We start from the raw sequence: 26,868 nt of genomic DNA on the forward strand, positions 1-26,868 counted from the left end.
GATGCGCCGCACCCTCTACGAGGAAGACCACGAAGCCTTCCGCTCCATCGCACGCACCTTCCTGGCCAAGGAAGTCGTCCCCTTCCACGACGAGTGGGAGAAAGAGGGCCTCGTCGACCGCCGTATCTGGACCGCGGCCGGCGCTCAGGGGCTCCTCGGCACCGACGTGCCCGAACAGTACGGCGGCGGTGGCATCAAGGACTTCCGCTACAACGCCGTGCTCACCGAGGAGACGATCGCGGTCGGGGCGAGCGGTGTCGGGTTCTCGCTGCACAACGACGTCACCGCGCCGTACCTCACCGAGCTCACCACCGACGAGCAGAAGCAGCGCTGGTTACCGGGGTTCTGCAGCGGCGAGCTCATCACCGCGATCGCGATGACCGAACCCGGCGCGGGCTCCGACCTGCAGGGCATCTCGACGAGTGCAAAACCCGACGGATCAGACTTCGTCCTCAACGGCTCGAAGACGTTCATCACCAACGGCATCCACGCCGACCTCGTCCTCGTGGTCGCCCGCACCGACCCCGACGCCAAGGCCGCCCACGGCCTGAGCCTCATCGCCGTCGAACGCGGCATGGCGGGTTTCGAACGCGGCCGCAACCTCGACAAGATCGGGATGAAGGCCCAGGACACCGCGGAACTGTTCTTCGACGACGTGCGTGTCCCGAAAGAGAACGTGGTGGGCGAGCTCAACCAGGGCTTCATCCACCTGATGACGATGCTGCCGCAGGAACGCCTCTCGATCGCGGTCGCCGCGGTGGCCGGAGCGCGCTCGATCTTCGACCGCACGCTGGAGTACGTCAAAGAGCGCAAAGCGTTCGGACGCCCGGTCGGCAGCTTCCAGCACAACCGCTTCGCCCTCGCCGAGATGGCGACCGAGCTCGAACTCGCCGAGACCTACCTCGACAAGGCCGTCACCGAGCACAACAAAGGCCAGTACACCGCGGTCGACGCGTCGATGGCGAAGTGGTGGACCACGGAGATGCAGAAGCGGGTCGTCGACCGCTGTCTGCAATTGCACGGGGGCTACGGCTTCATGCGTGAATATCCGGTCGCGCGGGCCTACACGGACACCCGGATCACCACGATCTACGGCGGAACGACCGAAATCATGAAGGAGATCGTCGGGCGTTCGCTCGGCGTGTAACGGAGGCGGCCAATGAGCACAGAAGCGTACGTCTACGACGCGATCCGCACCCCTCGCGGCCGTGGCAAGAAAACCGGCTCCCTGCACTCGGTCAAGCCGGTCTCGCTGGTCACCGGTCTGATCGACGCGATACGGACCCGCAATCCACAGCTCGATCCCCAGGACATCGACGACGTCGTGCTCGGCGTCGTCAGCCCCGTGGGCGAGCAGGGCGCCGACATCGCCAAGACCGCCGCGATCGCGTCCGGCCTGCCCGAGACCGTGTCCGGCGTCCAGCTCAACCGGTTCTGCGCGTCCGGTCTGGAAGCGGTGAACATCGCCGCGCAGAAGGTCCGCTCGGGCTGGGAGGACCTGGTGTTCGCCGGCGGCGTCGAGGCCATGTCGCGGGTGCCGATGGGGTCGGACGGTGGCGCCTGGGCCCAGGACCCGGAGACCGCGTACGACACCGGGTTCGTCCCCCAGGGCATCGGCGCGGACCTGATCGCGACCCTGCACGGCTGGTCCCGCGAGGACGTCGACGCCTACGCCGCCCGCTCGCAGCAGCGCGCCGCCAAGGCCTGGGCCAACGGGTATTTCGCGCGCAGCATCGTGCCGGTCACCGATCTCAACGGCTCGACGGTCCTCGACCAGGACGAACACGTCCGGCCCGACACCACGGTGGAGTCGCTCGGCAAACTGCCGGCCAGCTTCGCCGGCATCGGTGACCAGGGTGGCTTCGACGCGGTGGCACTCGACAAGTACCACTGGGTCGAGCGGATCGAGCACGTCCACACGGCCGGTAACTCGTCCGGCATCGTCGACGGCGCCGCGCTCGTGGTCGTCGGCAGCGAAGCCGCGGGTAAAAAGCATGGCCTGACCCCGCGGGCCCGGATCGTGAGCACCGCGGTCTCCGGCGCCGACCCGACGATCATGCTCACCGGCCCGGCCCCGGCGTCACGCAAGGCGCTGGCCAAGGCCGGGCTCACGGTCGACGACATCGACCTGGTCGAGATGAACGAGGCGTTCGCGGCCGTGGTGCTCCGGTTCATGGCCGACACCGGCTTCGACGAGGAGATCGTGAACGTCAACGGCGGCGCGATCGCGATGGGGCACCCGCTCGGCGCGACCGGCGCGATGCTCATCGGCACGATGGTCGACGAGCTGGAACGCCGGGAGAAGCGGTACGGACTGGTGACGCTCTGCGTCGGAGGCGGAATGGGAATCGCGACGGTGGTGGAGAAGCTGTGAGCATCCGTTGGGACCGTGCCGAGGACGGCGTCGTCACGCTGACGCTGGACGCGCCGAATGCGTCGGCGAACACGATGGACGCCGCGTTCGAGGCGGCGCTCGGCGAGACCGTCGACCGGCTCGTCGCGGAGAAGGACGACATCACCGGCGTCATCCTCACCAGCGCGAAGAAGACGTTCTTCGCCGGCGGCAACCTGGACGCTTTGATCCAGGCCAGCCCGGAGAGCCGCGACCAGCTGCTCACCACCGTCGACGACATCAAGCGCCGCCTGCGGACGATCGAGACGCTCGGCGTCCCGGTGGTCGCCGCGATCAACGGCGCCGCGCTCGGTGGCGGCCTGGAGATCGCGCTGGCCGCGCACCACCGCATCGCGCTGGACACGCCCGGCACGAAGCTCGGCTTCCCCGAGGTCACGCTGGGCCTGCTTCCCGGCGCCGGTGGCGTCGTCCGAAGCGTGCGGTTGCTCGGTCTGGTCACCGCGCTGACCCAGCTCCTCCTGCAGGGCCAGCAGCTGCGCGCGTCGGCCGCGAAGGACCTCGGGCTGGTGCACGAGGTGGTCACGGATCCGGCCGACCTGCTGGTCAAAGCCCGCGAATGGATCGCGGCCAACCCGCAGGCCACTCAGCCCTACGACGCCAAGGGCTACAAGGTGCCGGGCGGCTCACCGAACTCGCCCGCGCTGGCCGGGTTCCTGCCCGCGCTGCCGGCGAACCTGCGCAAGCAGCTCAAGGGTGCGCACCTGCCGGCGCCGCACCACATCCTCTGCGCCGCGGTCGAGGGCCTGCTCGTCGACATCGACACCGCGTTCGTGATCGAGGGCCGCTACTTCGCCGACCTGGCCACCGGTCAGACCTCGACGAACATGATCCAGGCGTTCTGGTTCGACCTGAACCGCATCAACGGTGGCGGCAGCCGTCCGGCCGACGTGCCCGCGTTCAAGCCCACCAAGGTGGGGATTCTCGGCGCCGGCATGATGGGCGCCGGCATCGCCTACGTCACGGCCAAGGCCGGTATCGACGTCGTGCTCCGCGACGTGTCGATCGAGGCCGCGGAGAAGGGCAAGGCGTACTCGCAGAAGATCCTCGACAAGCAGATCGCGCGCGGACGCAGCACCGAAGCCAAGCGCGACGCGCTGCTCGGGCGGATCCACGCCACCGCCGACACCGCGGACCTCGCCGGGTGCGACTTCGTGATCGAGGCGGTGTTCGAGGACACCGCGCTGAAGCACAAGGTGCTCGCCGAGGCGGCCGCGGCCGCGCCGGACGCGTTGATCACGTCGAACACCTCGACGCTGCCGATCACCGAGCTGCAGGACGGCGCGGGCCTGCCCGACCTGGTCGGGGTGCACTTCTTCTCGCCGGTCGACAAGATGCCGCTGATCGAGCTGATCGTCGGCGCGAACACGTCGCCGGAGGCCGTCGCCAAGGCGTACGACTACACGCGGGCGATCGGCAAGACGCCGATCGTCGTCAAGGACAGCCGTGGGTTCTTCACCAGCCGCGTGTTCGGGACGATGGTGATGGAAGGCGCCGCGATGCTCGGCGAGGGTCTGCCCCCGATGAGCGTCGAGCGGGCCGCGCTGCAGTCGGGCTTCCCGGCCGGGCCGTTGACGCTGCTCGACGAGGTGACGCTCACGCTGCCGCTGAAGATCGAGGAGCAGGGCGGCGGCGCCGCCGAGCACCCGGGTCTGAAGGTGCTCAGCACGCTGGTGCGCGAGCATGACCGCACCGGCAAGGCGTCCGGGAAGGGCTTCTTCGACTGGGAGCCGACGAAGACGGTGTGGCCCGGGCTCGCCGAGGCGTTCCCGCCGAACGTCGACGGGCTCGCGCCGGGCGCGGGCCACGACCCGATCCGGTTCCGGGACGCTCAGGACCGGCTGCTGTTCATCATGGCCGTGGAGACGGCCCGGTGCTTCGAAGAGGGCGTGCTGACCTCGGTCGAGGACGCGAACATCGGCTCGATCATGGGGATCGGGTTCCCGCCGGGCCTGGGCGGCGTCGCCCAGTTCGTCGACCAGTACGAGGGCGGGGTGGCGGGCTTCGTGGCCCGCGCCGACGAACTCGCCGACAAGTTCGGTGAGCGGTTCCGCCCGCCCGCGCTGCTCCGCGACCGCGCGGTGGCGGCGGGCTCGCTCCGCGAGGCGCTCGCGTAGCACCACGGACACGGAGGGCCGGCACGCTACGGAGCTGCCGGCCCTCCGTTCGTGTCAGCGGGGCGCGCCGACGTTCATCGTCGAGTCGCTGATGATCAGCGCCGGGTGGCGGCCCGGGAGCAGCCAGGACGAGAGCGTGGGTCCGCTCGCGGCCACGGTGACCCGCCCCAGCCGGGCGCGGCCGTACAGCCCCACCCAGGCCGGCCGCGGGCCCTCGTCGAAGAGCTGCACGACTTTCAGGCCGCCGGCCACCGGGAACTTCGGCGTCGACGCCTGCGCCGTGGCGGCGACGTCCCAGCCGTCACCCGAGGCCGCGATCGACGACGGCCCCCACTCGAACGACGCGACCGTCTTCGGCAGCGCCCAGTTCACGCGGCCCCCGTGCACCGACGCCAGCGAGTCCACCGCGATGAACGGCACGTGCAGCGGCGGCACCGGCCACTGACGCAGCAGCACCGGGCTGGCGAAGACCTCCGAGTACGGGCCGACCGGCGACTCGCGGTACCGCACGAACGCCACCAGCGTCACCGGGATGGTTCCGAGCGCACGCAGCTCGACCGGCAGCTGGGCCGCCGCCTCCGGCGACGCCCGGTGCCACCAGAACGCGGCGTCGATCCTCGTCTTCCACGGAGCCGGCGCCGAGCTCTCCGGCAGTACGACGTCGGTGGCCAGTAGCGACTCGGGAACTGACGGGATTCTCATGAGGAGTCTCGAACCTTGATCGTCGGGAACAGGAGCGCAGCGGGTGCGTGCGACGGTACGACCGGATTGCCCGGTGCCACCGGGGCCACGCGCCGGTAGGCCTCGCCGAGTTCCGGACGCGGGTCGGCCTCGCCGCGGTTCGGCCAGAACGAGCAGGCCCGCTCGGTGAGCGCGGTGATCGTCAACGCCGGGTTCACGCCGAGGTTCGCCGAGACCGTCGACCCGTCCATGATCGAGAGCCCGGGATAGCCGTGCACCCGGTGCCACGGATCGATGACCCCCTCGTCGGCCGAGGCGCCCATCGCGCAGCCGCCGATGAAGTGCGCGGTCATCGGGATGTTCGCGATGTCGGCGAACGAACCGCCCGGGTCGCCGTCGACCTCGCGGGCGAGGCGCCGCACGACGTCGTGACCGACCGGGATCCACCGCGGCGGCGGCTCGCCGGGGCCGGGCCTGGTCCGCAGCCGCTGGCCGCCGAGCAGCCCGCGCTTGCCCGACACCACCAGCGAGTCGTCGTGCTCCTGCATGACCAGCGCGATCACCGTGCGCTCCGACCAGCGGCGCACGGACAGGCTGCGCCAGACCGCGCCGGGGTTGCGGACGGCCACCCCGAGTGCGCGCAGCCAGCGCGGGCCGCGCCCGCCGTCGACGAGCAACGTCTGGAGCAGGCCGATCACGTTGCTGCCCGGCCCGTAACGCACCGGCTCGATGTGCGTCTTCGGGTCCGGGTGGAACGACGCGGTGATCGCCACGCCCCGGCTGTAATTCGTGTGCCGACGCCGTGACGTCGCCGCGAGCACGGCCTCGGAGTTCGTCCGCGTCTGGTGGCCCAGCCGGGGCGAGAGCTCCGGCATCGTCGGGCGCATCGCGTGCAGCAGCCGCTGAGTGCCGTACGTGCCCGCGGCCAGCACGACGTGATCCGCGGTGAACGTCCGTTTGCCCGATCGGCGGCCGCTGCGGACTGTCTCGACGGTCCAGCCGGGCCGGATCGACTTCACCGTGGTCAGCGGGTGCACCTCGGCACCGGCCTTCTCGGCCAGGTACAGGTAGTTCTGGGTCAGCGTGTTCTTCGCGCCGACGCGGCAACCGGTCATGCACGAGCCGCACTCGGTGCACGCCACCCGGTCGGGCCCGGCGCCGCCGAAGAACGGATCCTCGCCCGACGGCCCGAAGAACACGCCGACCGGGGTCGAGCGCCAGGTGTCCCCGGCTCCGATCTCGTCCGCGACCTTGCGCATCGCGACGTCCGCCGGTGTCACCGACGGGTTCGTCGTGACGCCGAGCATGCGCCGGGCCTGCTCGTAGTGCGGTTCGAGCTCGTCGGCCCAGTCGGTGATGCCGGCCCACTGCGGATCGTCGAAGAACGCCCGCGGCGGCTGGTACAGCGTGTTGGCGTAGTTCAACGACCCACCGCCGACGCCGGCGCCGGCCATCACCAGCACGTCGGGCAGTAGGTGGATGCGTTGCGGCCCGTAACACCCGAGCTGCGGCGCCCACAGGTACCGACGCAGGTCCCACGACGTTTTCGGCAGCGTGTCCTGGTCGAACCGGCGGCCGGCCTCCAGCACGCCGACCCGGTACCCCTTCTCAGTGAGGCGCAGTGCGGTGACGCTGCCGCCGAAACCACTGCCCACCACGAGCACGTCATAGTGCATTCAGCGGCACCGCTTTCAAGTGGTAGTTGTCCAGGTCGATGCGGCGCGTCGCCTGCCGGTACCGCCACGTGAACGTGTGCCACATGACGCTGTTGCGGCCGTTGCGGTCGAGATACCAGCTGGCGCACCCGCCCTGGTTCCAGACCGACCGCTCCAGTTTGCGGTGGACGTCGGCGACGTAGTCGTGTTCGGTCTCCGCGCGCACCTCGAGCGAGGCGAGGTCGGCGCGGTCGAGCGTGCGGACGGCGTCGACGACGTAGCGGGCCTGCGACTCGAGCATGTAGATGATCGAGCTGTGCCCGAGGTTCGTGTTCGGGCCGTACATCAGGAACAGGTTCGGGAAGCCGTGGACGGTGATCCCGAGGTGGGCGCGCGGACTGCCGTCCCAGGTCTCGGCGAGCGTCAGCCCGGCCCGGCCGGTGATCAGGCGGGCCACCGGCGGCTCGGTCGGCGTGAACCCGGTACCGAAGATCAGCACGTCGAGCTCGTGCTTGCGCCCGGCGGCGTCGACGACACCGTCCGGGGTCACCTCGGCGGCGGCCGCGGTCACCAGCTCGACGTTGGGCCGCTGCAGAGCGGGGAACCAGTCGTCGGAGAGCAGCGCGCGTTTGCAGCCGATCTGGAACGGCGGGCGCAGCTTCGCGCGCAGTTCCGGGTCCTTCACCTGACGCCGCAGGTGGGTCTCGGCGACCAACTGGATTCCCGGCAGCAGCTTCGGGAAGTGGGCCATGCTCAGCACGTAGCTCTCGCGGTAGAGGTACGTCGATCCGCGGGCGATCCGCTGCGTGATCGGCCACCGCCGGAAGAGCGCACGCTCGGCCGCGGCGTAGGCGCGGTCGCCCCGGGGGATGACCCAGCCCGGCGTCCGCTGGAAGACGGTGAGCTGCCCGGCGTCCGGCGCGATCGCCGGAACGAACTGCACGGCCGACGCACCGGTGCCGACGACGCCGACCCGCTTGCCCTTCAACGGCACCGAGTGGTCCCAGCGGGCGGAGTGGAACGCGTGGCCGCTGAACCCGCCCAGGCCGGGCAGGTCGGGCAGGCGTGGGGCGGACAGCGCGCCGGTGGCGGCCACCAGCACCTGGGCCCGGATCGTGCCGCTCGAGGTCTCGGCGATCCAGTGGGTGCCGTCCCAGTGGGCCCCGATCAGTTCGCATCCGAACCGGACGTGGTCGATCAGTCCGGTGTCGCGCGCCGTGCGCACCAGGTAGTCCAGGATCTCCGGCTGGCGGCTGTAGGAGCGCGGCCAGTCCGGGTTCGGCGCGAACGAGAACGAGTACAGCACCGACTGCACGTCGCAGGCGCACTCCGGATAGGTGTTGTCCCGCCAGGTGCCGCCGACCTGGTCGGCCTTCTCGATGATCAGCAGGTCGTCGGGGGAGCGGTAGCCGGCGGCACGTAAGTGCGCCGCCGCTGACAGTCCCCCGAATCCGGCGCCGACCACCAGGACGCGTACGGATTCTTCCGGCACGTGCTCACCCCCGGCGTTGGGTAGTGGCTCACGAAAAAAGATGCAGTCTTGACGGTATGTATCTTGGAGCGCGTCGGTGCCCGTGTCTAGTGGTTGGGTTTCCGCGTTAGCGTGACCGCCATGACCAGCACCGAACCGATCGCGCGGTCGACGGCCGCGTTTCCCGGACGCCCCAGAATGGCGCGATTCGGATGGTTGTTCGGGGGAATCTGGCTTTTTTACCTGATCGATCCCGCCCAGGTGGCCTGGGAGCAGGACAACGTCGTGCTCCGGGTACTCGGGCTGGCGGCGCTGCTCGCGTTCGCGCTCTGGTACCTGGCGATCTTCACGTTCGTCCGCTCGACCCGGTTCCGCCTGTGGGAGGACGAGGTCCGGCGCAGCTGGTCCGCGGTCTGCGTCCTGGTCGTGCTGGCCGCGCTCACCGTGCCGGCGTCCGGGGCCGACGCGCTGGCCACGCTCGTCTACATCAGTGCCGCGGCGATGATGGTGCTGCCGCTGCGGTACGGGGTCGCGGTAGCGGTCGGGCTGCTCGTCCTGACGCTGGTGCTCGACGCGTTCGTGCCCGGCTACAGCACGGGCGCCGGGCTGATCTTCGGCATCGTGGTGTCCGCGCTGGCGATCTGGGGTGTGCGTCAGATGATCGCGCGCAACATCGAGCTGATCTCCGCGCAGGAGACCGTCGCGCAGCTCGCGGTCGCCGAGGAGCGTGCCCGCACCGCCCGGGACCTGCACGACATCCTCGGGCACTCGCTCACCGTCATCACGGTGAAAGCGGAGCTGGCCGGGCGACTCATCCGCGCCGACCCGGAACGCGCCGAGCGTGAGGTCGCCGACCTGGAGCGGCTCTCCCGGGAGGCGCTCGCCGACGTCCGGCGCACGGTCAGCGGGTACCGCGCGGTGACGCTGGCCGGCGAGATCGTCAGCGCCCGGGCCGCACTCGACGCCGCCGGCATCGACGCGCAGCTGCCGATCGCGCTGGACGAGGTGCCGGGGGAGCGGCGTGAGCTGTTCGGCTGGGTCGTGCGCGAGGGAGTGACCAACGTGATCCGGCACGCCGCGGCCCGCCGCTGCGTGGTCACGGTCGCCCGGGACAGCGTCGAGGTGAGCGACGACGGACGCGGTGCCGCCGAAGCCGTGGCCACCGAGGGGAACGGGCTGGCGGGGCTGCGTGAGCGGGTCGAGGCGGTAGGTGGCACGCTCGCGGTCGGACGCTCTGCCCTGGGTGGTTTCCTCCTCCGCGTGTCGCTGAACGGAGCCAAATGACGATCCGGCTGCTGCTCGCCGACGACCAGGCGCTGGTCCGCGGCGCGCTGGCGGCCCTGCTCGACCTCGAGCCCGACCTGACCGTCGTCGCCGAGGTAGGCCGCGGCGACGAGGTGGCCGCGGCGGCGGTGGCGAACCGGCCCGACGTCGCTCTGCTCGATGTCGAGATGCCGGGCCTGGACGGGATCGCCGCCGCCAAAGCCGTCCGCGACGCGCTCCCCACCTGCAAGGTCCTGATCGTCACGACGTTCGGCCGCCCCGGCTACCTGCGTCGCGCGATGGAGGCGGGCGCCAGCGGCTTCGTCGTCAAGGACACCCCGGCGAAGCAACTGGCCGACGCGGTGCGCCGGGTGCACTCCGGCCTGCGAGTCGTGGACCCCACCCTCGCCGCGGAGACCCTCGCAACCGGCGCCACCCCCCTCACCGACCGGGAGACCGACGTCCTGCGCGCCGCCAGGGCCGGTGGCACGGTGGCCGACCTGGCCAAGGAATTGCATCTGTCCGAGGGAACGGTACGCAACCACCTGTCCGCCGCGATCGGCAAGACCGGCGCCCGCACCCGAGCCGAAGCCGTCCGCCTGGCCGAGGCGAACGGCTGGCTGCTCGGTTAGGGCCGGTTTCTGAGTGCCGAGCACTGGACGGTCGGCACTTGGCGCCTACGCGTCACACGAGGGCCATCTCGCTGTCGGCACGTCGGCGGCCACCGCGGACCACGAGCACGTTCGGGTCGTCGTCAGCGGGGTCCGAGTTCACTTCGATTTCGCTGATCCACGTGGGGGGCCACGTCGTGCCGGCCCGGGACCACCTCACGCCACCGAGCTCGAGTCCCCGGAGCTCTACCTGCCGGAGATTGGCGCGAGTGAAGTCGTCCCAGACGGCTCGCGCAGCGGCAGCGTCCCCTTGCAACTCGATCCGATAGGTCAGCCCTCCCAAGCGGGCAAGGCGCATCTCACGGTCGAGATGGGTGCTGAGACCGAGGTGCAAGCGTGAGTAAGGGTCGGACGCTTGGAGGGTTCCTAACAGCGCCTGCGAGAGTTCCAGCGCGACCCTTTGAGCGCGCTTCCCAGCGATGGAAGCGTCGCCGCCGGGCTGAAACAGCGGGCCAAGACTGAGCGCACGGGTAAGAGCCTGTGCCAGCGTCAACGCTTGGTCGATGTCTTGGGCATGGTTGATGGACCTGATGCTGTGGTCGGACTTCGAGTACGGAGTGGCGATGGAATCGTGGTAGTCGATACGACTGAGCAGGAGAGCAAGAGCGATGGCGTCGATCATCGCCTCGAGTACTTCGAGGCTCGGTCCCGTCCGCAGCCTCAAGCGAGTCTCCGGAGTGGCAGCGCGTCCTAGCAGCGCGACCGCGGCAAGGCTCTCGAAGCGATACTGTCGGCCGGCAACCTGACTGGCATCGCCGAAAGCCCAGTTGTCTGGGGATGCATCTGCATCTGCATCGGTCGAGGACGCCTGGTCGGTGTTGTGCTCGGGGGGACGCTCGGTATGACGCGACGTCGGGAGGACAGCGGCCAGACCGGCGTCCAAGTCGAGGAGGTCCCCGAGATCGTCGGCGATCGCGTTGTTTTTGCGCGGCAGAAGGGCGTCAGCGAGACCGGCTGCCACGTCGAGCGTCCCGACCAGGTCGTCGAGCAGCGTGTCGTTCCGGCTCTGCAAGCCAGCCGCAAGCGTCAAGTCCTCGGAATTGGTCATGGTGAAACCTCTGATCCGGGGCGAGCGAGCTGGGCTGCCAACGCGCGTCGGCCCTTGTAGAGAGACGCGCGAACAGCTGCCGCAGTGAGCCCTAGTTCCGTCGCGATCTGATCCGGAGTGAAACCGTCGTGGGTCCACGCCAGGACCTGGCGCTGCCGTTCCGGTAAAGCGCGCAGCGCGGCGAGTATGTCGTGGCGTTGCTCCCACACGTCGAGGTCGAGCCCTGCATCGAGCAGTGGCCCCCGTTCGACGATTTCGCCGACCGGAATTTCCCGTGCGGCGACCAGGTACCGGAGATACGTTCGGGAGGCTGTGCGCTTTTCAGTGCAGCAGACCGTCAGGCACAACGTCCCTGGCGTGTCCAAGGTGCGCCGCCGTCTGACTGACATCCAGTGTGATTCGGAGGGTCCTCGGCGCGACTCTCGGCCCGCGGCGCGGCCGAGCGCAGCGCACTAACGTCGGGAGTGTCGAACAGATGATCGCTGCCATGATCTCCGCTGTCGTGCTCGCATCCATGAGCAGTTTCCTCTCGCAGCGCTTCGCGGCCGGACGTTGCTCAGAAGAGGACATGGAGGGCACTCGCGTGAACCAAGACCTCGGCGTTTTTTGGGGGACCACTTCACGCGGGCTTCCCACATGTTCGTGACCGTTGGTGCTCAAAGAGTGGCTGCTAGCGCCACCAGTGGCTGACGGTTGCCGCCGCGGGAATCAGCTAGCCCGTCGCGATCGCTCGGAGGACGTCCAGGCGGGCGGCGGTTCGGGTCGGGCGGGCTCCGGCCAGCAGGCCGGCCAGCGCGCCGCCGGACACGATCACCAGCAAGGGGACGATCGGCATCGAGAAGCCGGTGTCGGTGACCCGGATCAACGCCCAGCCCAGCGCGGTGCCGAGCGCCGCCCCCACCACGGTGCCGAACAGCGCGATCAGCACCGATTCCCAGCGCACCATCGCGCGGACCTGGCGCCGGGTGGCGCCCACCGCACGCACCAGCCCCAGCTCGCGGGTGCGCTCGTGCACCCCGAGCGAGAGCGTGTTCGTGATGCCCAGCAACGCGGTGACCACCGCGATCGCCAGCAGCACGTACACCAGGTTGAGTAGCTGGCCGATGGCTTCGGCGCCGAGCCCGGCGAGTTCCCCGGCGTCGGACACCGTCGGGCTCCCGTAGGCACGCGCCGCCGCGACGATCGCGCGCCGACCGTCCGCGACCGGTACCCCGTCCGCCAGCTCCACGTACACCGCCGACGCCAGCGCCTGGGTCGCGTGCGGCGCCCACTCCTGCGCGCTCATCAGCACGGGCTCCACCAGCTGGCTGCGTCCGTACACGGCGACGACCTCGTCGGTCGCGGCCGAGCCGTCCGGGTACTGCACGCGCACCCGGTCGCCGAGCGCGTGCCCGGAGTCGTCGGCCACGGCGATGCGTCCCGGCCGCAGCGACGTCAACGGGGCGCCCGTGGCGTCCGGAAGAGCGAGGACGCGAGCCAGCGACGGCGGGTCGGCGGCGCTGACGCTCGTGCCGGAACCACCGACGACGGCGGGCCCACCGCCGACCGCCGCCACGGTCGCGACCTGCGGGAGGCGCGCGAGCGCGGGCGCGAGGTCGGCCGGGAGCGACCCGTTGCCGAAGCGGGCGCCGCTGGTCACCGCGAAGTCGCCGCGGAACGTCGTCTCCACGTCCGTGGCCGAGGCCGCCTTCAGCGAGCCCGCGGCCACCGTGAACAGGGTCACGACGCCGACGCCGACCAGTAGTGCGGCCGCGGCACCGGCGGTGCGACGTGGATTGCGGCGCGCGTTCCGCCGGGCCAGTCCGGCGGTCACACCCCGCAGCGGCAGCCGGGACAGCGGCCGGACCAGCAGCGGAGCCAGCGCGAGCACACCGGCGACGATCAGCACCGCACCGGCACCGACGGTTCCCACCGTGGACCCGACGACGACGGCCACCGTGCCGGCCGACCCGAGCACCACCCCGACGCCGACGCGTACCCGCGAGATCCCGACGCGCTCGGCCGCCGCGCCACGCAACGCCTCCAGCGGCGCCACCCGGGACGCACGCCACGCGGGTCCGATGGCCGCGAGCACGGTCGCGAACACGCCGACCGGCGCGCAGATCACGATCGTCGACAGCGGGAACACCAGCCCGTCGACCGGCGCCGCGAACCCCAGCGCGCCGAACACCGCTTTGAGCAGCGCGGCCAACCCGTATCCGGCCGCGATGCCGGCGGCGGTGGCCACGACGCCGATCACCAGCGCCTCGGCGACCACCCCGGCGAGCACCTGTCCCCGCCCGGCGCCGACCGCGCGCAACAGCGCGGTCTCCCGCGTGCGCTGCGCCACCAGGATCGCGAACGTGTTGTGGATGCTGAGCACGGCCACCAGCAGCGCGACCCCCGCGAACGCGCCGAGCAGCGCCCGCAGCGCGGTGAGGAACCCGTCGTTGATCGCGGCGGTCGTCTCGTCGGTGGCCGCGGCGCCGGTGATCGCCTGCACACCCGGCGGCAGTACCGCGTCGATCTTCCCGGCGAGGTCCGCTCCGCGGCCGCGTACCTGGATCGACGTCAGCTGGTCGCGTCCACCGGCGAGGAACGCCCTGGCGTCGGCCGGGGTGAGCCCCACGTAGGAGGTTCCCCCGAACGCGTCGGAGTCGCCGAACGTCACGATGCCGACGACACGCACCGGCTCCGGGGCCGGGGTCAGCAGCGTCGTGCGGTCACCCACGTGCAGGTCACCGATCGTCGCGGCCGCGCGGTCGACGACCACGTCACCAGGGGCGGTCGGCGCGGTGCCCTGGGCGACCTTCCACGGGTTGAGGGCCGGGTCGGCCACCCACGACGCGGCCCGCCGGGGCCCGTTCACCGCGATCGCGGTGCCGTCGCGCCCGAGCAACTGCCCGAAGCCCTCGACGACCGGCGCGGCGACCTCGACGCCCGGCACGGCACGCACGGTGTCGAGCACGGAACCGGCGAGCGGCGGCCGGGTCGCGTTCGGACCGTCCGCCAACGCGGTGGAGCTGCGCACGACGACGTCGGTGCCGGCGTTGGCTTCGCTGAAGAACCCGTCGATCGCGCTGGTCATGGTGGCCGTCATCGTCAGCGTGGCGGCCAGGAAGGCCACTCCGAGCAGCACCGCGACGAACGTGCCGACGAACCGTCGGCGCCGGGCCCGCAACCCGGCGAGCAGGACCCTCGTCACGACTCGCTCACCTGCCCGTCGGCCAGCCGCACCACGGAGTCGGCGTAACCGGCGGCGACCGGGTCGTGGGTCACCATCACCACGGTCTGCCCGAATTCGTCGACGGCGTGGCGCAGGAACGCGAGCAGCTCCGCCCCGGCGGCCGAGTCGAGGTTGCCGGTGGGTTCGTCGGCGAACACGACGTCCGGCCGGGTGGCCAGTGCCCGCGCGACCGCGACCCGCTGCTGCTGGCCGCCGGAGAGCTCCGAAGGCCGGTGATCGAGCCGGTCCCCGAGCCCGACCGTGGCCGTGACCAGCGCGATCCACTCCCGGTCCGGAGCGGTGCCGGCCAGCGCCGACGGCAACGTGATGTTCTCGGCCGCGGTCAGCGTCGGAAGCAGGTTGAACGCCTGGAAGACGAACCCGATGCGTTCGCGACGCAGCCGGGTGAGCGCGGCGTCGGAGAGACCGGACAGCGCGGTGTCACCCAGGTACACCTCGCCGGAGGTCAGCGGGTCGAGCCCGGCCAGGCAGTGCATCAGCGTCGACTTGCCGGACCCGGACGGGCCCATGATCGCGGTGAAGCGTCCGCGGCCGAACTCGACCGTCACGTCGTCGAGCGCGGTCACCGCGGTTTCGCCGTGTCCGTAGGTCTTGCGCGCCCGGACGGTGCGGGCGGCGGCTTCAGTGGTCATGCCGATCAGGTTGGCGTCGGCACCCGTCACTGGTCGTCCTCGTGCGCACGGCACTTCGGGTACGTCAGCTGACGTAGGCCGGAGGGCGCCGAACCAGCATCTGAGCGGACGCTTTTCGCCCGGGAGAACCCGACGATCGAAGCCATGAAACTCACCCCGGGCGGGCGGAAGACGGTGCTCATCATTCACATCGCGACGTCGGTCGGTTGGTTGGGTGCGGACGCCGTCCTGCTCGTGCTGGGCGTGGCCGGACTCACCGGAGCCGCCGGCGGGCCGGACGTCGTCTATCCCGTCGCGGGGCTGATCGGTACCGTGCTGATCACTCCACTGGCGCTCGCGGCGCTGGTGACCGGAATGCTGAGCGGCCTCGGCACCAAGTGGGGGCTGCTCCGGTACTGGTGGGTGGCGGTGAAGCTCGCGGTGACCGTCGTAATGAACGTGCTGGTGCTGTTCGTACTGGCCCCGGGTCTGCGGGAAGCGGCGCGCCGGGGTTCGGAACTGCCGTCACGGGACGCGGTCAACTACGTCGTCGCGCCGTCGGTGGCGTGTGCGCTGCTGCTCCTGACGACGGTCCTGAGCGTTTCGAAGCCGTGGAAACGACTATGAGCCGAGCGTTCGACGCCGTGCTCGCGGCGGCGCTCACGGGGCTGAGCCTGGCGGTGGCCGGTCAGCTCGGGCACGTCCAACCCGCGGCGGACCCCGTGGACGCGGTCGGGTACGTGCTCACCGCGATCGCGTGCCTGGTGCTCGTCGTGCGGCGGCGGTTCCCGGCGGCCACGCTCGCGGTGTCGGCGGTGGCCGTGTCGTCGTACCTGATCGCGGGTTACCCCTACGGCCCGGTGCTGATCGCGGTGGCGATCGCCACCTACACCGTCGTGCTGCGGTACCCGGTGCGCCGGGCCGTGCTGATCAGCGGCGCGGCGATGCTCGTGCTGCTCGGCCACCTGCTGTTCTCCGAGTCGCTGCTGCCGGGGCTGCTGCCCGGCTCGGCCTGGATCGTCGTGCCGTTCGCGGTGGGCACGGCGGTGAAGCTCAACCGGCAGGCCGCCGCGGCCGAGGCCCAGCGGGCCGCCGACGACGAGCGGCTGCGCGTCGCCCAGGAGGTGCACGACGTCGTCGGCCACGGGTTGGCCGCGATCACGATGCAGGCCGACATCGCGCTGCACCTCCTGCCGACCAAACCGTCGCAGGCCGAGGCCGCGCTCACCGCGATCAGCGCCACCAGCCGGGAGGCGCTGGACGAGCTCCGCGCCACGCTGGAGATCCTGCGTGACCGGGCGCCGCTGGCCGGCCTGGCCCGGCTCGACGTGCTGACCGCCCGGATCGCCGCCAGCGGCACACCGGTGCGAACGGTGGTGACCGGCGAGGCCCGGCCGCTTCCGCGCGCGGTGGACCTGGTGGCGTACCGCGTCGTCCAGGAGTCGCTGACGAACGTGCTGCGTCACGCCGGGCCGGCCACCGCGACCGTGCGGGTCGGCTACGGTGCGGACGCGGTGGAGATCGAGGTGACCGACACCGGTCCCGGTGGCCCGTTCACCGAAGGCCACGGGATCGCCGGCATGCGTGAGCGGGTGACGTCCGTGGGTGGGAGGTTCTCGGTCGACGGGTCCGGCGGGTTCCGGGTGGTCGCGGTGCTACCGGCGTGATCCGGGTCCTGATCGCCGACGACCAGGCGCTGGTGCGCCTGGGGCTGCGTGCGCTGCTGGACAACGAACCCGACCTCGAGGTGGTCGGTGACGTCGCGGACGGGCTCTCCGCCGTCTCGGTCGCGGCCGAGACCCGCCCGGACGTGGTGCTGATGGACGTCCGGATGCCCGGTATCGACGGGATCGAGGCGACGCGGCGGATCGTCGCGGCCAGCCCGGAGACGCGGATCGTCGTACTCACCACGTTCGAGATCGACGAGTACATCTTCGACGCGCTGCGCGTGGGTGCCTCCGGGTTCCTGCTCAAGGACACCCGCCCGACCGATCTGCTGGACGCGGTGCGCGGTGTCGTCGCGGGCGGCGCGCTGCTCTCCCCGTCGGTCACGCGCCGGGTCGTGAAAACGTTCGTCGACCGTCCGAGCCGGCGGTCCGCCCCGCATCCGCGCTGGTCGAGCCTGACCGAACGGGAACAGGAGATCGCCGCGCTGGTGGCCGAGGGGTTGTCGAACGACGAGATCGCCGACCGGCTCGTGATCAGCCCGGCCACGGTACGGACCCACGTGGGCCGCGCGATGGTGAAGCTGGGCGCACGCGACCGCGCGCAACTCGTCGTCTTCACCTACCAGAGCGGAGCGGGCGCTTAGGGGGTGGCGAGCTTGATCGTGACGCGATCGTCCGGCCGGTCGTTGGCGGGGAGAGTCGCCGGTCCGGACGACCGGCTTCGGCGCGTGGGAGTCGGGTACGAAACCCGGTCAGCCGCTCGGCCACGAGGCAGCGGCTGACCGGGTCCGGAGCTAGATGGCGGGAAGCTCGCCGCCGTCGACGTTCAGGCTGGCGCCGGTGATCCACTGCGCTCGGTCCGAGACGAGAAAGGCGACGGCCTCGGCGATGTCACGCGGATCACCGGGACGGCCCAGGGGAATGCCCGCGGTGATCGCGCCCAGCTCGACGCCCATCGCGTCGGCGAAGTTCTGGCGGATCGCATCGGTTCCAGGGGTGAGCAGTCGCCGGGCATGATCGTGGTGACGCGGATCCCGGCCGGCGCCAGTTCAGCGGCGAGCGCCTTGCCGTAGGCGTTGAGCGCGGCCTTCGCGGCGCCGTAGTGCGACAGCGGCGGCCCGGGCAGGATCGCCGATCCGGAGGAGATGTTGACGATCGCGCCGCAGTACTGCGCCGACTCCGACCAGAGCGCCGCAGCCCGGGTCGACGGTCCGGAGGACCAGGCGCTCGACCGTCTCCGCACCTGGCTCACCGTGCCGGAGGCGACCGACCGGCTCGGCTGCCTGCTCGCCAAGACCACCGCCGAACTGGCGTGGGAGGACGAGGCCATCGCCGCCCGGTCACGCGCGGCGTACGAGACTCTGCGCGAGAGCTGCCGCCTGCTCGTCGAGCAGGCCCAGCGCGCCGGGCAGGTCGATCCGGACGCCGACTCCGCCGCCCTCGGCGGTCTCGTTCTCGCCACGCACCGCGGACTCGAGGCGCTGCTCAAAGCGGGCATCGACCCAAAAACGCTGAACCGCATCGCCGACGCCGCCATCGACGGCATCACGCTCGACTCCGCGGGCGCGAGCGCGGGCGCGGGCGCCTGAGCGTCCGGCGCTCGAAGCGGAGGCCTAGGGCCGCGACGCCGGCGGTGGGCCAGCCGGTCGGCTGGTTCGGGGATCGTGGCGCGGATCCCGCGTCGGCGCAGGTAGAGGCGGTTGGCGCGAGATCCGTGGGCCTTATCGGCCAGGACCCGATCCCACGTGATCAACCCACGGGCCCGAGCCCGAGACTGCGGATCAGACACCACCCGCGCCCAGGTCCCGTCCCGCTGCCAGTCCCGCAACAACGCCCCACGGCCCATAGCGTTCCGGCAGATCCCGCCACGGCGCACCGGTGCGCACCCGCCACCGGATCCCGTCAATGACCGGCCGCCGCGAACGCAGCGGCCAGCCACCCGGCTTCGCCGGCGGCAGCACCGCCGACAAACACTTCCCATTCGGCGTTCGTCAGATCACCACGAGCCACGCATCACCCAACGAACGACCGACTTCTTGAACACGCCCTAGCGGCCCAGGCGGGTGATCTCCGGGTTGCCGAGCACCCGAGGCTCCGGCTTCTCGCGGGTCACCTGGAGCATCGCCCGGCCGAGGGCCTCGGTGGTCGTCGCGTACTTCGGGAACGCCCGGGTCGCGAGCTTCGTGACCGGTGCGAGCGCCCGGTAACCCCAGCGCAACGCCGGCGTCCGAGGGCCCTCGCCGTTCATCGGCTGGATGAACCCGGGCCGGAACACGTAGGTCTCGAGCGGCAGCGCCAACAGGTCGTTCTCGGTTTTGCCCTTCACCCGGGCCCACATCGTGCGCCCCTGCTCGGAGCTGTCGGTGCCCTGGCCGGACACGTACGTGAAGGTCGACCCGGGGTTCCGCTCGGCCAGCAGGCGCGCGACGCCGAGCGTGAGGTCGTAGGTGATCCGGCGGTACGCCGCTTCGTCCAGGCCCACCGACGAGACGCCGAGGCAGAAGTAGCAGGCGTCGTACCCGGCGAGCTGATCGGCCACCGGCGTCAGGTCGTCCAGCGACGGGAGCAGCAGCTCGCGCAGCTTCGGATCGGCGCGGCTCAACGGTGTGCGGCCCACCGACAGCACCTCGGTGACGTCGTCGGCCAGCAGGCACTCGCGGAGCACGCCTTGGCCGACCATCCCGGTCGCGCCGAAGAGGATCACCTTCACGTGAGCATCGTCACATTCGCAAAAAGGCGAGGGCGACCTGGTTCAGGTCGCCCTCGCCGTGGAAACGGGTGGGGGGTCAGCGACGATCGGTCGGGCGGCGGCGCTGGGCGCGCACGCGCACCGGCCGGGCCGCACGACGAGTCTTCTCCGCGGCCCAGGAGAGTACGAAAGCGCCGCCGGCCAGCGTCATCACAGCGATCGCGAAGGGTGCCACTGGGTCCATTCGATGATCCTCGGGCGAGTCGGGACGGGGCCAGGCGACGGTGAATCGCCTGCTCGGGTCAACGCGGCGGCCTCGCCGCGCGTTCCCGGGAGGGTCACGCGCTGTTCACGAGGCTACCGCCAACAGCCGTGCAACGCCTACGCCTCAGCGGCATCCGCCCCCGCCTCGGCCACAGGTCGGCACGCACAGGGGACACGGATTCAACCGTCCGGAGGTTCGGTCGGTGCACCGGTTCAGCATGCACGTCGGCGGCAACCCGTCCGCCTTGAGTGGTTATGTCACGGACGCGAGCTGGCTCACAGAGTTACGCGCACTATCGTCACCGGAATGGAGACGGGGCGGGTTCACAGCCGGATTCTCGACGGCGTCGCGACCGTGGTGCTCGACAACCCGGCCAAGCGGAACGCGATGACGAACGAGATGTGGAACGCGCTCCCGCCGCTGCTCGACCAGCTCGCCGCCGACCCGGACGTCGCGGTGGTGGTGGTCACCGGAGCCGGCGACACGTTCTGCGCCGGCGCCGACATCTCCACGCTCACCGGCTTCGCCCCCGGCGAGACGATGCCGGCGACGCTGGCCGAGGAGGCCCTGGTGGCGTTCCCGAAGCCGGTGGTGGCCGCGATCCGGGGGTGGTGCGTCGGCGGCGGGTGCCAGATCGCGGTGGCCTGCGACCTGCGCGTCGCCGAGCGGGGCTCCCGCTTCGGCATCACCCCGGCGAAGATCGGCGTCGTGTACCCGGCGGCGACGACCGCGCGCCTGGTCGAGCTGGTCGGCCCGGCCGCGGCGAAGTTCCTGCTCTTCACCGGCGACTTCATCGACGACGAGCGCGCGCTGCGGACCGGGCTGGTGGACGAGCTGGTGCCGCCGGGAGGCCTGGAGGCCCGGGTGGGGGAGCTGGCCCGCACGCTCGCGAGCCGGTCCCGGCTCACCCAGCACGCCGCGAAGGACCTGATCCGGGCGGCGCAGGACGGGCGGCCGACGGCCGAGCGGTACCGGCGCTGGGCGGACGAGGGCGCGGCCGAACTGGCCGAGGGCGTCGCCGCGTTCGCCGAGCGCCGCGTGCCGACCTTCCCGTGGCGACCGTGACCGGTGCCCGGCCGTACGTCGTCGTGTCGGCCGCGATGTCGGTCGACGGTTACCTCGACGACGCGACGCCGGACCGGCTCCTGCTCTCCAACGACGCCGACTTCGACCGCGTCGACGAGGTGCGCGCGACCTGTGACGCGATCCTGGTCGGCGCGGAGACCGTCCGCCGGGACAACCCCCGGCTGCTGATCCGGTCGCCCGCCCGGCGTGCGGCGCGCGAGCAGCCGCCGCTGCGGGTGGTGCTCAGCCGCAGCGGCCGGCTCGACCCCGGTGCCGCGGTGTTCGGCCCGGGCGCGCCGACGGTCGTGTACCGGGGCGAGCCGTTGCCGACGGTCCTCGACGACCTGGTGTCGCGCGGCGTGCGGCGGCTGCTCGTCGAGGGTGGTGGCACCGTCCAGGCCCAGTTCCTCACCGCCGGTTTCGTCGACGAGCTGCATCTCGTCGTCGCGCCGTTCTTCGTCGGTGACCCGGCCGCGCCACGGTTCGCCGGCCCCGGCCGGTATCCGCACGGCGCCGCCGACCGCATGCGGCTGGCCGAGGTCCGCCCGATCGGTGACGTCGTGCTGATCCGGTACCTGTTGGGGCCACCCGATGGGGATTGAGCACCCCACCGAGCCCGATCTGCACTGGCTGCGCCAGGCCATCGAACTCTCCCGGCGGTGCACGCCGTCGACGAGCGCGTTCTCGGTGGGTGCGATGATCGTCGACGTCGACGGCACGCTCGTCGCGGACGGGTGGTCGCGGCGGGACGACCCCCACGAGCACGCCGAGGAGGCCGCGCTCACCCGGGCCGGTACCGACCCGCGGCTGGCCACCGCGACGATCTACAGCTCGCTCGAACCCTGCTCGGCCCGGGCGTCCCGGTCCCGGACCTGCGCCGAGCTGATCCTCGCTTCCGGGCTGCGCCGTGTCGTGTTCGCCTGGCGGGAACCGGAGATCTTCGTCGACTGCGAGGGCGCCGAGCGGCTACGCGACGCCGGCCTGACGGTCGTCGAGGTCCCGTCGCTGGCGCCGCTGGTGCGGAAAGTCAACGCGCATCTGCTGGGAGCGTGAACCAGACGGTCGTGCCCCCTCCGGGGGTGTCGGCCAGGCCGATCTCCCCGCCGTGCGCGGTCACGATCCGCTTGCAGGTCGCCAACCCGATGCCGTTGCCGGCGATCTCCCGGGCCGACTCGTCGTGAACCCGGCTGAGCAGCGCGAACGCCTGCTCGCGCCGGTCGGAGGGGATGCCGATCCCGTTGTCGGCCACCCGCACCAGCCAGCTGCCGTCCCGGCCGCACGCGCTCACCACGACACGCGGGGGCCGGGAGAGGCGGCGGAACTTCAGCGCGTTGCTGATCAGGTTCTGCAGCACGGCACGCAGTTGCACCGGGTCCCCGGCCACGGTCGGGAGCTGACCGTCCATCGCCAGCGCCCCGCCGACGGACGCGATCGCGTCGCTCAGGTCGTCGGTGAGCTCGGTGACGACCTGGCCGAGGTCCACCGGCTGGAGCGTCAGCGAACCGCCGACGCTCGCGTAGTCGAGCAGGTGGCCGATCATGTCGCTCATCCGCTGGCTCGCGGCCAACGCGCGCTGGGTGCACCACGCGGCCTCGGGCTCGCCGACGACCGCGCCGACCTCGGACAGGTTGTGCAGGTACCCGACGACGCTGGCGAGCGGGTTCTTCAGGTCGTGGCTGACCTGGCCGGCGAACGCGGCCAGGTGCTCGTTCGAGCGCTCCAGCTCCTCGCGGGCGCGTTCGAGCTGGGCGACGGCGGCGTGCAGCTCGAAACTCTGCCGACGCAGCTCGAGCACGTCGACGACCTGGTGCGCCAGCAGCTCCAGCTGGGTGCGCTGGTCCGGGGTGATCTCCCGGACCTCCTCGTCGAACACGCAGAGCGTGCCCAGCACCTCGCCGCGTGCGTTGACCAGCTGCGTGGAGGAGTAGAAGCGCACGTCGCCGATCACGCCGGTGACGAACGGGTTGTCGGCCCACCGCGGGTCGAGCCGCGCGTCCGGCAGGTAGACCGGTTCGGGCAGGGCGATCGACACCGCGCACATCGAGTCCTCGCGGTCGCACACCGACCGGGCGAAGCCGTGCGCGGCGACCTGGTGCTGGTGGGTGTCGTCGATGAGGTTCACGACCGCGGTGGGCGCGCCGCAGATGTGCGCGGCGATGCTGGCAATGGCCTCGAGGTCGGGTTCGGCCGGTTCGCCGATGATCGCGTACGGCTCGAGCATCTGTGCACGGCTGCGCGTGCTCATCGTCACCCCGTGCCTTTCGGCCGCTTCTGAGCATGGTTGAGAAGAATCTGATGTGACGACTCCACGCGTATGCGTCGTGGCGCTTCGCTACTCTCGCTGGCATGGAGTTACGGCTGATGCGTGCGACCGGGTCTCCGCGCACGTGACCGCCGTGGACCTCACTCTCGCTCCGGAGCCGGGCTCCGGGGGTGATCGCCGACGCGCGTTCGCCGCGAGCTGGGCCCGCGCGCTGCGCCCGGCCGGTACCCCGGCCGACGAGCTGGTCGGCGCGGTCGACCACCTGGTCGCGGCCGTCTCGGGCGGATCGGTCGACCCGGCCAGGGCCGCGGCGGCCGGTGCCGCGTTGGTCGAGGGCGGTTTCGCCGAGCCGGCCGCGCTCGGCGAGAGCCTCCGCCTGCTCGCCGCGGATTTCCCCGCGCTGATGCCGGGCTCGGCGGCCGCCGTCGGTGAGCTCACCGCGGCCTTCGCCACCGGGTTCGCCGCCGCGCGCGAGCGGGAGCTGGTCCGGAAGGCCACGCTGGCCGCGCAGTCCGAGGCCCAGCGTGCGCTGCGGGCCGGCGAGTCGAAGTTCCGGGCCGTCTTCAGCGGTCCGCCGGTCGGCCTCGCGCTGGGCACTCCCGACGGGCGGCTGACCGAGGTCAACGAGGGCCTGGCCGCGCTGCTCGGCCTGCCGGTCGACGCGCTGACCGGCCGCCGGCTCAGCGAGTTCCTGGTCGCGGCGCACCGGGGTGTCCTCGACGAGGCGTACACCCGGCTGAACGCCGACGCGACGCCGCTGCACCTCGAGTGCCGGCTGGCCCGGCCCGGGGGCGCGGAGACGTGGCTGTCGATCCGGATGTCGCTCGTCGTCGACGAGGGCGGCCCGCGGACGCACACGCTGCTGGTCGAGGACGTCACCGAGCAGCGCGTGCTCCGCCTGACCGCCGAACACTCCGCCACCCACGACCGGCTGACCGGGCTGGCCAACCGCGAGCTGTTCGTCGAGCGGCTCACCGCCGTGCTGCGCGAGCGCACCGGCGCCGAGCGGATCGGGCTGTGCCTGCTCGACCTGGACGGCTTCAAGGTCGTCAACGACAGCCTCGGGCACCCGGTCGGCGACCAGCTGCTGGCCGCGGTCGGCGAACGGCTCGACACGCTCTCCGGCGACGCCTTGGTGGCCCGCCTCGGTGGCGACGAGTTCGGCATCCTGCTGACCGGCACCTCGGGGGTGGCCGACGTCGAGCGGCTGGCCGCCGAGATCGTCCGCTCGCTGGCGGTGCCGTTCCCACCCGCCGACGGCCGGCTCACGCTGCCGGCCAGCATCGGCGTCGTCGAACACGCGGCCAGCGACGCCAGTGCGGCCGACCTGATGCGCGCCGCCGAACTGACCATGTACCGGGCCAAGTCCGAGCACCGGGGCCGCTGGGCCGTCTACGACCCGCACCGCAACGACCAGCGGGTCGCCCGCTACACGCTGGCCACCGAGATGGCCGCGGCGTTAGAGCGCGACGAGTTCGTCGTCGAGTTCCAGCCGTTGGTCGGGCTGTCCGACGGCGCGGTACGCGGCGCCGAGGCGCTGGTGCGCTGGCGCCACCGCGAGCTCGGGCTGCTCTCGCCGAAGCGGTTCGTCGGGCTGGCCGAGGAGACCGGCGCCATCGTGCCGATCGGCCGCCGGGTGATCGAGTTGGCGTGCCGGCAGGCTTCGCGCTGGCCGTCGGTCGGCCAGGAGCCCCCGTACGTCAGCGTGAACCTGGCCGCGGCGCAGCTCGCCGACCCGAACCTGGTCGACGACGTCGTCCGGGTGCTGGAGGAGACCGGGCTGGAGGCGGGGCGGCTGCAGCTGGAGCTGGCGGCCGGGACCGTGGCCACGGTGAACACCACGCCGCTGCAGCGGCTCGCCGCGCTCGGCGTCCGGCTGGCGGTGGGTGACGTCAGCGCGGGGTGGGCCAACCTGCCGCTGCTGCGCAACTTCTCGGTCGACGTGGTGAAGCTGTCCGGCGGGGTGGTGCAGCGCCTCACCGCCAGCGACCGCACCCCGCTCGACGACCAGGTCCTCCAGGCGCTGCTCCGGCTGGCCCACGCCCTCGGTCTCCAGGTGGTGGCCGAGGGGATCGAGAGCGCCGAGCAGCGCGACCGACTGCGGTCGCTGGGGTGCGACACCGGTCAGGGTTGGTACTACGCACCTGCGCTCGGGCCCGAGGAGTTCATCCGGTATCTTCCGGGTTCTCCGGCCTTTGCTGGTCGGTGACGACGCCGCAACGAGATCGCCACGATGCGGTGATCACCTGGCATTTCCCTGTCGGCCAACCTCCGTTAACGTGGCAGACAGCCTCGAGGAACCCGGGGAGGGGGCCACGTTGGGTGGACTGACCGTCGTGTCTCCCGTCGGATACGAACTCGGCCGCAACGCCAGGAGCAGGGTCTCCCGCGCCGCTCAGGCCGAGCTCGCGGACGACGGTCGTAATCCGCTGACTCTTCTCGCCGCGGCCGACGAGCAGCGGCTTCCGGATCTGCTGCCGCTGCGGTACGAGCGGATGATCGCGTCCCCATTCAGCTTTTTCCGTGGTGCGGCGACGGTGATGGCCCACGATTTAGCGCTGCACCCGCACAGCGGCCTATTCGTGCAAGCGGGCGGAAACGCTCATCTGCAGAACTTCGGGATGTCGGGAACGCCGGATCGTCGGCTGGTTTTCGACCTGAACGATTTCGACGAGACGCTCGAAGCGCCGTTCGAATGGGATCTGAAGCGTCTGGTCAGCAGTGTCATTCTGGCGGCGCGCGCGAATCGCTTCAAGAACGGTGAGGCCACTACCGCCGCGGCGAGTGCGGCGGCGGGCTATCGCGACGCGATGAATGATTACGCAACGCAACGAGCGCTCGAGGTTTGGTACGACCGGATCGAAGTCGACGACCTGGTTCCGCTCCTCAAGCGCGGCCGGTCGTCGGTGCCCACGTTGCAGGCGGTGGAGAAGGCGCGCAGCCGTGACCACCTGAGCGCGGCGGCCAAGCTCACCGAGCGGGTCAACGGCGGCTGGCGGCTGCGCGAGGACCCACCGCTGCTCACCCACGTCACGGACAGTTCCGACGAGGGCATGGACGAGGAACTGGTCCGCCGCTGCATCCGCGAGTACCGGCAGACGCTGCCGGCCGATCGGCGGGTTCTGCTCGACCGGTACACCTTCGTCGACTTCGCCCGGAAAGTCGTGGGCGTGGGAAGCGTCGGCAGTCGTTGTTGGGTCGTATTGCTGGCGGCCTCGCCGAACGATCCGCTTTTGCTCCAAATCAAAGAAGCCGGGCAGTCGGTGCTCGAGTGGCATTTGACGCCGAGTCCTTACCGCAACGCCGGGCAGCGTGTCGTCGAGGGGCAGCGTTTGATCCAGGCCGCACCCGACGTTCTGCTCGGGTGGTTCCGTGACCCGGCGGCGGGACACGACTACTACGTGCGGCAGCTGTGGGACGCGAAGGGCTCGTTCGACACGTCCACGTTCGATGCGCCGGGGCTGGCGAAGTACTCCCGGTTGTGCGGGCGTGTCCTCGCGCGGGCCCACGCCCGCAGCGGCGATCCGGCGGCGATCGCCGGGTACATCGGACAGAACGATCGGTTTGACCGGTCGGTGGTGAAGTTCGGCCAGCAGTACGCCGACCGCACCGAAACGGACTATGCGGTGCTGGTGGAAGCGGTAAAGAGCGGAGCGATGCCGGCGCCGCGCCTGCCGGCGCCTCCGCGCGCGGAGGCGCGTCCGTTCAACGGTTCGCTCCGCGCCTGAACGCCGACGTCCCCGCAACCCGCAGGCTGCGGGGACGC

At 71.3% G+C, this 26,868-nt stretch carries 25 protein-coding genes and 1 pseudogene; 14 read left to right on the plus strand and 12 right to left on the minus strand.

All coding sequences use genetic code 11. The annotated features are described in order from the left end of the window. Position 1: 1 nt before the first annotated feature. From ABD437_RS23365 to ABD437_RS23375, 3 genes are read left to right on the plus strand one after another with little or no spacing between them, the layout of a single operon-like run. On the plus strand, positions 2–1,147 hold the full coding sequence (locus ABD437_RS23365; RefSeq protein WP_344651049.1) for an acyl-CoA dehydrogenase family protein: 1,146 nt from the start codon (positions 2–4) through the stop codon (positions 1,145–1,147). A gap of 12 nt (positions 1,148–1,159) precedes the next feature. Continuing rightward, positions 1,160–2,374: an acetyl-CoA C-acetyltransferase gene (locus ABD437_RS23370; RefSeq protein ID WP_344651050.1), complete on the plus strand. Its 1,215-nt coding sequence runs from the start codon at positions 1,160–1,162 to the stop codon at positions 2,372–2,374. Then, positions 2,371–4,527 carry a 3-hydroxyacyl-CoA dehydrogenase NAD-binding domain-containing protein gene (locus tag ABD437_RS23375; RefSeq protein WP_344651051.1) on the plus strand — a complete coding sequence of 719 codons (2,157 nt, stop codon included), beginning with the start codon at positions 2,371–2,373 and terminating at the stop codon, positions 4,525–4,527. Before ABD437_RS23370 ends, ABD437_RS23375 begins: the two co-directional genes overlap by 4 nt. Positions 4,528–4,581: 54 nt before the next feature. Here the strand turns inward: ABD437_RS23375 and ABD437_RS23380 are convergent, their stop codons facing one another. From ABD437_RS23380 to ABD437_RS23390, 3 genes are read right to left on the minus strand one after another with little or no spacing between them, the layout of a single operon-like run. Next, positions 4,582–5,229: an acetoacetate decarboxylase family protein gene (locus tag ABD437_RS23380; RefSeq protein ID WP_344651052.1), complete on the minus strand. Its 648-nt coding sequence runs from the start codon at positions 5,227–5,229 to the stop codon at positions 4,582–4,584. Then, entirely contained in the window at positions 5,226–6,884 is a 1,659-nt protein-coding gene (locus tag ABD437_RS23385) for an FAD-dependent oxidoreductase (protein WP_344651053.1), read from the minus strand. The genes ABD437_RS23380 and ABD437_RS23385 overlap by 4 nt, the downstream gene beginning before the upstream one ends. Next, positions 6,874–8,355, minus strand: coding sequence for a flavin-containing monooxygenase (locus ABD437_RS23390; protein ID WP_344651054.1), 1,482 nt, complete (start codon positions 8,353–8,355; stop codon positions 6,874–6,876). The genes ABD437_RS23385 and ABD437_RS23390 overlap by 11 nt, the downstream gene beginning before the upstream one ends. Before the next feature lie 120 nt (positions 8,356–8,475). Between ABD437_RS23390 and ABD437_RS23395 the strand changes: the two genes are divergently transcribed. Next, positions 8,476–9,618: a sensor histidine kinase gene (locus ABD437_RS23395; RefSeq protein ID WP_344651055.1), complete on the plus strand. Its 1,143-nt coding sequence runs from the start codon at positions 8,476–8,478 to the stop codon at positions 9,616–9,618. Further along, entirely contained in the window at positions 9,615–10,229 is a 615-nt protein-coding gene (locus ABD437_RS23400) for a response regulator transcription factor (RefSeq protein ID WP_344651056.1), read from the plus strand. The genes ABD437_RS23395 and ABD437_RS23400 overlap by 4 nt, the downstream gene beginning before the upstream one ends. A 52-nt stretch (positions 10,230–10,281) precedes the next feature. Here ABD437_RS23400 and ABD437_RS23405 read toward each other — a convergent pair whose 3' ends face one another. From ABD437_RS23405 to ABD437_RS23415, 4 genes are all read right to left on the minus strand, one after another. Further along, the gene (locus ABD437_RS23405) at positions 10,282–11,316 is read right to left on the minus strand and encodes a hypothetical protein (RefSeq protein ID WP_344651057.1); all 1,035 of its coding nucleotides are present in this window, start codon (positions 11,314–11,316) and stop codon (positions 10,282–10,284) included. Next, the gene (locus tag ABD437_RS43070; protein ID WP_425558217.1) at positions 11,313–11,705 is read right to left on the minus strand and encodes a sigma-70 family RNA polymerase sigma factor; all 393 of its coding nucleotides are present in this window, start codon (positions 11,703–11,705) and stop codon (positions 11,313–11,315) included. The genes ABD437_RS23405 and ABD437_RS43070 overlap by 4 nt, the downstream gene beginning before the upstream one ends. Before the next feature lie 323 nt (positions 11,706–12,028). After that, complete coding sequence (locus ABD437_RS23410) at positions 12,029–14,500, minus strand: FtsX-like permease family protein (RefSeq protein WP_344651058.1); 2,472 nt, start codon at positions 14,498–14,500, stop codon at positions 12,029–12,031. Further along, on the minus strand, positions 14,497–15,174 hold the full coding sequence (locus tag ABD437_RS23415; protein ID WP_344651059.1) for an ABC transporter ATP-binding protein: 678 nt from the start codon (positions 15,172–15,174) through the stop codon (positions 14,497–14,499). The genes ABD437_RS23410 and ABD437_RS23415 overlap by 4 nt, the downstream gene beginning before the upstream one ends. A 144-nt stretch (positions 15,175–15,318) precedes the next feature. Between ABD437_RS23415 and ABD437_RS23420 the strand changes: the two genes are divergently transcribed. The 3 genes from ABD437_RS23420 to ABD437_RS23430 are packed head-to-tail and all read left to right on the plus strand — an operon-like array spanning position 15,319 to position 17,464. Then, positions 15,319–15,780, plus strand: a complete 462-nt coding sequence (locus ABD437_RS23420) for a hypothetical protein (RefSeq protein WP_344651060.1) — start codon at positions 15,319–15,321, stop codon at positions 15,778–15,780. After that, positions 15,777–16,820, plus strand: coding sequence for a sensor histidine kinase (locus tag ABD437_RS23425; protein ID WP_344651061.1), 1,044 nt, complete (start codon positions 15,777–15,779; stop codon positions 16,818–16,820). Before ABD437_RS23420 ends, ABD437_RS23425 begins: the two co-directional genes overlap by 4 nt. Beyond that, positions 16,817–17,464 (plus strand): response regulator, encoded by a 648-nt coding sequence (locus ABD437_RS23430; RefSeq protein WP_344651062.1) that lies wholly within the window; start codon positions 16,817–16,819, stop codon positions 17,462–17,464. Before ABD437_RS23425 ends, ABD437_RS23430 begins: the two co-directional genes overlap by 4 nt. Positions 17,465–17,614: 150 nt before the next feature. Here ABD437_RS23430 and ABD437_RS23435 read toward each other — a convergent pair whose 3' ends face one another. Then, positions 17,615–17,776: an SDR family oxidoreductase gene (locus ABD437_RS23435; protein WP_344651063.1), complete on the minus strand. Its 162-nt coding sequence runs from the start codon at positions 17,774–17,776 to the stop codon at positions 17,615–17,617. A 101-nt stretch (positions 17,777–17,877) separates the two neighbouring features. Continuing rightward, positions 17,878–17,976: pseudogene (locus ABD437_RS23440) on the minus strand (short-chain dehydrogenase); the annotation flags it as partial. Between ABD437_RS23440 and ABD437_RS23445 the strand changes: the two are divergent. Next, on the plus strand, positions 17,966–18,409 hold the full coding sequence (locus ABD437_RS23445; RefSeq protein ID WP_344651384.1) for a TetR family transcriptional regulator C-terminal domain-containing protein: 444 nt from the start codon (positions 17,966–17,968) through the stop codon (positions 18,407–18,409). The pseudogene ABD437_RS23440 and the gene ABD437_RS23445 overlap by 11 nt on opposite strands. Positions 18,410–18,601: 192 nt before the next feature. On the opposite strand, the gene ABD437_RS23450 is transcribed toward ABD437_RS23445, so the two are convergent. Together ABD437_RS23450 and ABD437_RS23455 are read right to left on the minus strand one after the other, a co-directional pair. After that, complete coding sequence (locus tag ABD437_RS23450; protein ID WP_344651364.1) at positions 18,602–18,781, minus strand: transposase; 180 nt, start codon at positions 18,779–18,781, stop codon at positions 18,602–18,604. An 86-nt stretch (positions 18,782–18,867) separates the two neighbouring features. Continuing rightward, positions 18,868–19,530 (minus strand): Rossmann-fold NAD(P)-binding domain-containing protein, encoded by a 663-nt coding sequence (locus ABD437_RS23455; RefSeq protein WP_344651064.1) that lies wholly within the window; start codon positions 19,528–19,530, stop codon positions 18,868–18,870. A gap of 550 nt (positions 19,531–20,080) precedes the next feature. Here ABD437_RS23455 and ABD437_RS23460 point away from each other — a divergent pair. Genes ABD437_RS23460 through ABD437_RS23470 form a run of 3 tightly spaced genes read left to right on the plus strand, consistent with a single transcriptional unit; the run spans position 20,081 to position 21,892 of the window. Next, the gene (locus ABD437_RS23460; protein ID WP_344651065.1) at positions 20,081–20,839 is read left to right on the plus strand and encodes an enoyl-CoA hydratase/isomerase family protein; all 759 of its coding nucleotides are present in this window, start codon (positions 20,081–20,083) and stop codon (positions 20,837–20,839) included. A 35-nt stretch (positions 20,840–20,874) separates the two neighbouring features. Then, the gene (locus ABD437_RS23465; protein WP_344651365.1) at positions 20,875–21,441 is read left to right on the plus strand and encodes a RibD family protein; all 567 of its coding nucleotides are present in this window, start codon (positions 20,875–20,877) and stop codon (positions 21,439–21,441) included. Beyond that, positions 21,431–21,892 carry a deaminase gene (locus tag ABD437_RS23470; protein WP_344651066.1) on the plus strand — a complete coding sequence of 154 codons (462 nt, stop codon included), beginning with the start codon at positions 21,431–21,433 and terminating at the stop codon, positions 21,890–21,892. The genes ABD437_RS23465 and ABD437_RS23470 overlap by 11 nt, the downstream gene beginning before the upstream one ends. Here ABD437_RS23470 and ABD437_RS23475 read toward each other — a convergent pair. Continuing rightward, positions 21,867–23,084 (minus strand): sensor histidine kinase, encoded by a 1,218-nt coding sequence (locus tag ABD437_RS23475; protein ID WP_344651067.1) that lies wholly within the window; start codon positions 23,082–23,084, stop codon positions 21,867–21,869. The genes ABD437_RS23470 and ABD437_RS23475 overlap by 26 nt on opposite strands. A 151-nt stretch (positions 23,085–23,235) precedes the next feature. Between ABD437_RS23475 and ABD437_RS23480 the strand changes: the two genes are divergently transcribed. Next, the gene (locus ABD437_RS23480; protein WP_344651068.1) at positions 23,236–25,311 is read left to right on the plus strand and encodes a putative bifunctional diguanylate cyclase/phosphodiesterase; all 2,076 of its coding nucleotides are present in this window, start codon (positions 23,236–23,238) and stop codon (positions 25,309–25,311) included. 70 nt (positions 25,312–25,381) lie between these two features. Continuing rightward, positions 25,382–26,830, plus strand: a complete 1,449-nt coding sequence (locus ABD437_RS23485) for a DUF2252 domain-containing protein (RefSeq protein ID WP_344651069.1) — start codon at positions 25,382–25,384, stop codon at positions 26,828–26,830. Positions 26,831–26,868: the final 38 nt, after the last annotated feature.

The organism is Cryptosporangium japonicum (assembly GCF_039524755.1).
Classification (GTDB): Bacteria; Actinomycetota; Actinomycetes; order Mycobacteriales; family Cryptosporangiaceae; genus Cryptosporangium; species Cryptosporangium japonicum.

Excerpts from the sequence above, each read along its gene's own strand:
- ABD437_RS23365 (WP_344651049.1), top strand. The coding sequence starts at position 2 with ATGCGCCGCACCCTCTACGAGGAAGACCACGAAGCCTTCCGCTCCATC.
- ABD437_RS23370 (WP_344651050.1), top strand. The coding sequence starts at position 1,160 with ATGAGCACAGAAGCGTACGTCTACGACGCGATCCGCACCCCTCGCGGC.
- ABD437_RS23380 (WP_344651052.1), bottom strand. The coding sequence starts at position 5,229 with ATGAGAATCCCGTCAGTTCCCGAGTCGCTACTGGCCACCGACGTCGTA.
- ABD437_RS23385 (WP_344651053.1), bottom strand. The coding sequence starts at position 6,884 with ATGCACTATGACGTGCTCGTGGTGGGCAGTGGTTTCGGCGGCAGCGTC.
- ABD437_RS23395 (WP_344651055.1), top strand. The coding sequence starts at position 8,476 with ATGACCAGCACCGAACCGATCGCGCGGTCGACGGCCGCGTTTCCCGGA.
- ABD437_RS23400 (WP_344651056.1), top strand. The coding sequence starts at position 9,615 with ATGACGATCCGGCTGCTGCTCGCCGACGACCAGGCGCTGGTCCGCGGC.
- ABD437_RS23405 (WP_344651057.1), bottom strand. The coding sequence starts at position 11,316 with ATGACCAATTCCGAGGACTTGACGCTTGCGGCTGGCTTGCAGAGCCGG.
- ABD437_RS43070 (WP_425558217.1), bottom strand. The coding sequence starts at position 11,705 with ATGTCAGTCAGACGGCGGCGCACCTTGGACACGCCAGGGACGTTGTGC.
- ABD437_RS23415 (WP_344651059.1), bottom strand. The coding sequence starts at position 15,174 with ATGACCACTGAAGCCGCCGCCCGCACCGTCCGGGCGCGCAAGACCTAC.
- ABD437_RS23420 (WP_344651060.1), top strand. The coding sequence starts at position 15,319 with ATGAAACTCACCCCGGGCGGGCGGAAGACGGTGCTCATCATTCACATC.
- ABD437_RS23425 (WP_344651061.1), top strand. The coding sequence starts at position 15,777 with ATGAGCCGAGCGTTCGACGCCGTGCTCGCGGCGGCGCTCACGGGGCTG.
- ABD437_RS23435 (WP_344651063.1), bottom strand. The coding sequence starts at position 17,776 with ATGGGCGTCGAGCTGGGCGCGATCACCGCGGGCATTCCCCTGGGCCGT.
- ABD437_RS23445 (WP_344651384.1), top strand. The coding sequence starts at position 17,966 with ATGTTGACGATCGCGCCGCAGTACTGCGCCGACTCCGACCAGAGCGCC.
- ABD437_RS23460 (WP_344651065.1), top strand. The coding sequence starts at position 20,081 with ATGGAGACGGGGCGGGTTCACAGCCGGATTCTCGACGGCGTCGCGACC.
- ABD437_RS23465 (WP_344651365.1), top strand. The coding sequence starts at position 20,875 with ATGTCGGTCGACGGTTACCTCGACGACGCGACGCCGGACCGGCTCCTG.
- ABD437_RS23470 (WP_344651066.1), top strand. The coding sequence starts at position 21,431 with ATGGGGATTGAGCACCCCACCGAGCCCGATCTGCACTGGCTGCGCCAG.
- ABD437_RS23475 (WP_344651067.1), bottom strand. The coding sequence starts at position 23,084 with ATGAGCACGCGCAGCCGTGCACAGATGCTCGAGCCGTACGCGATCATC.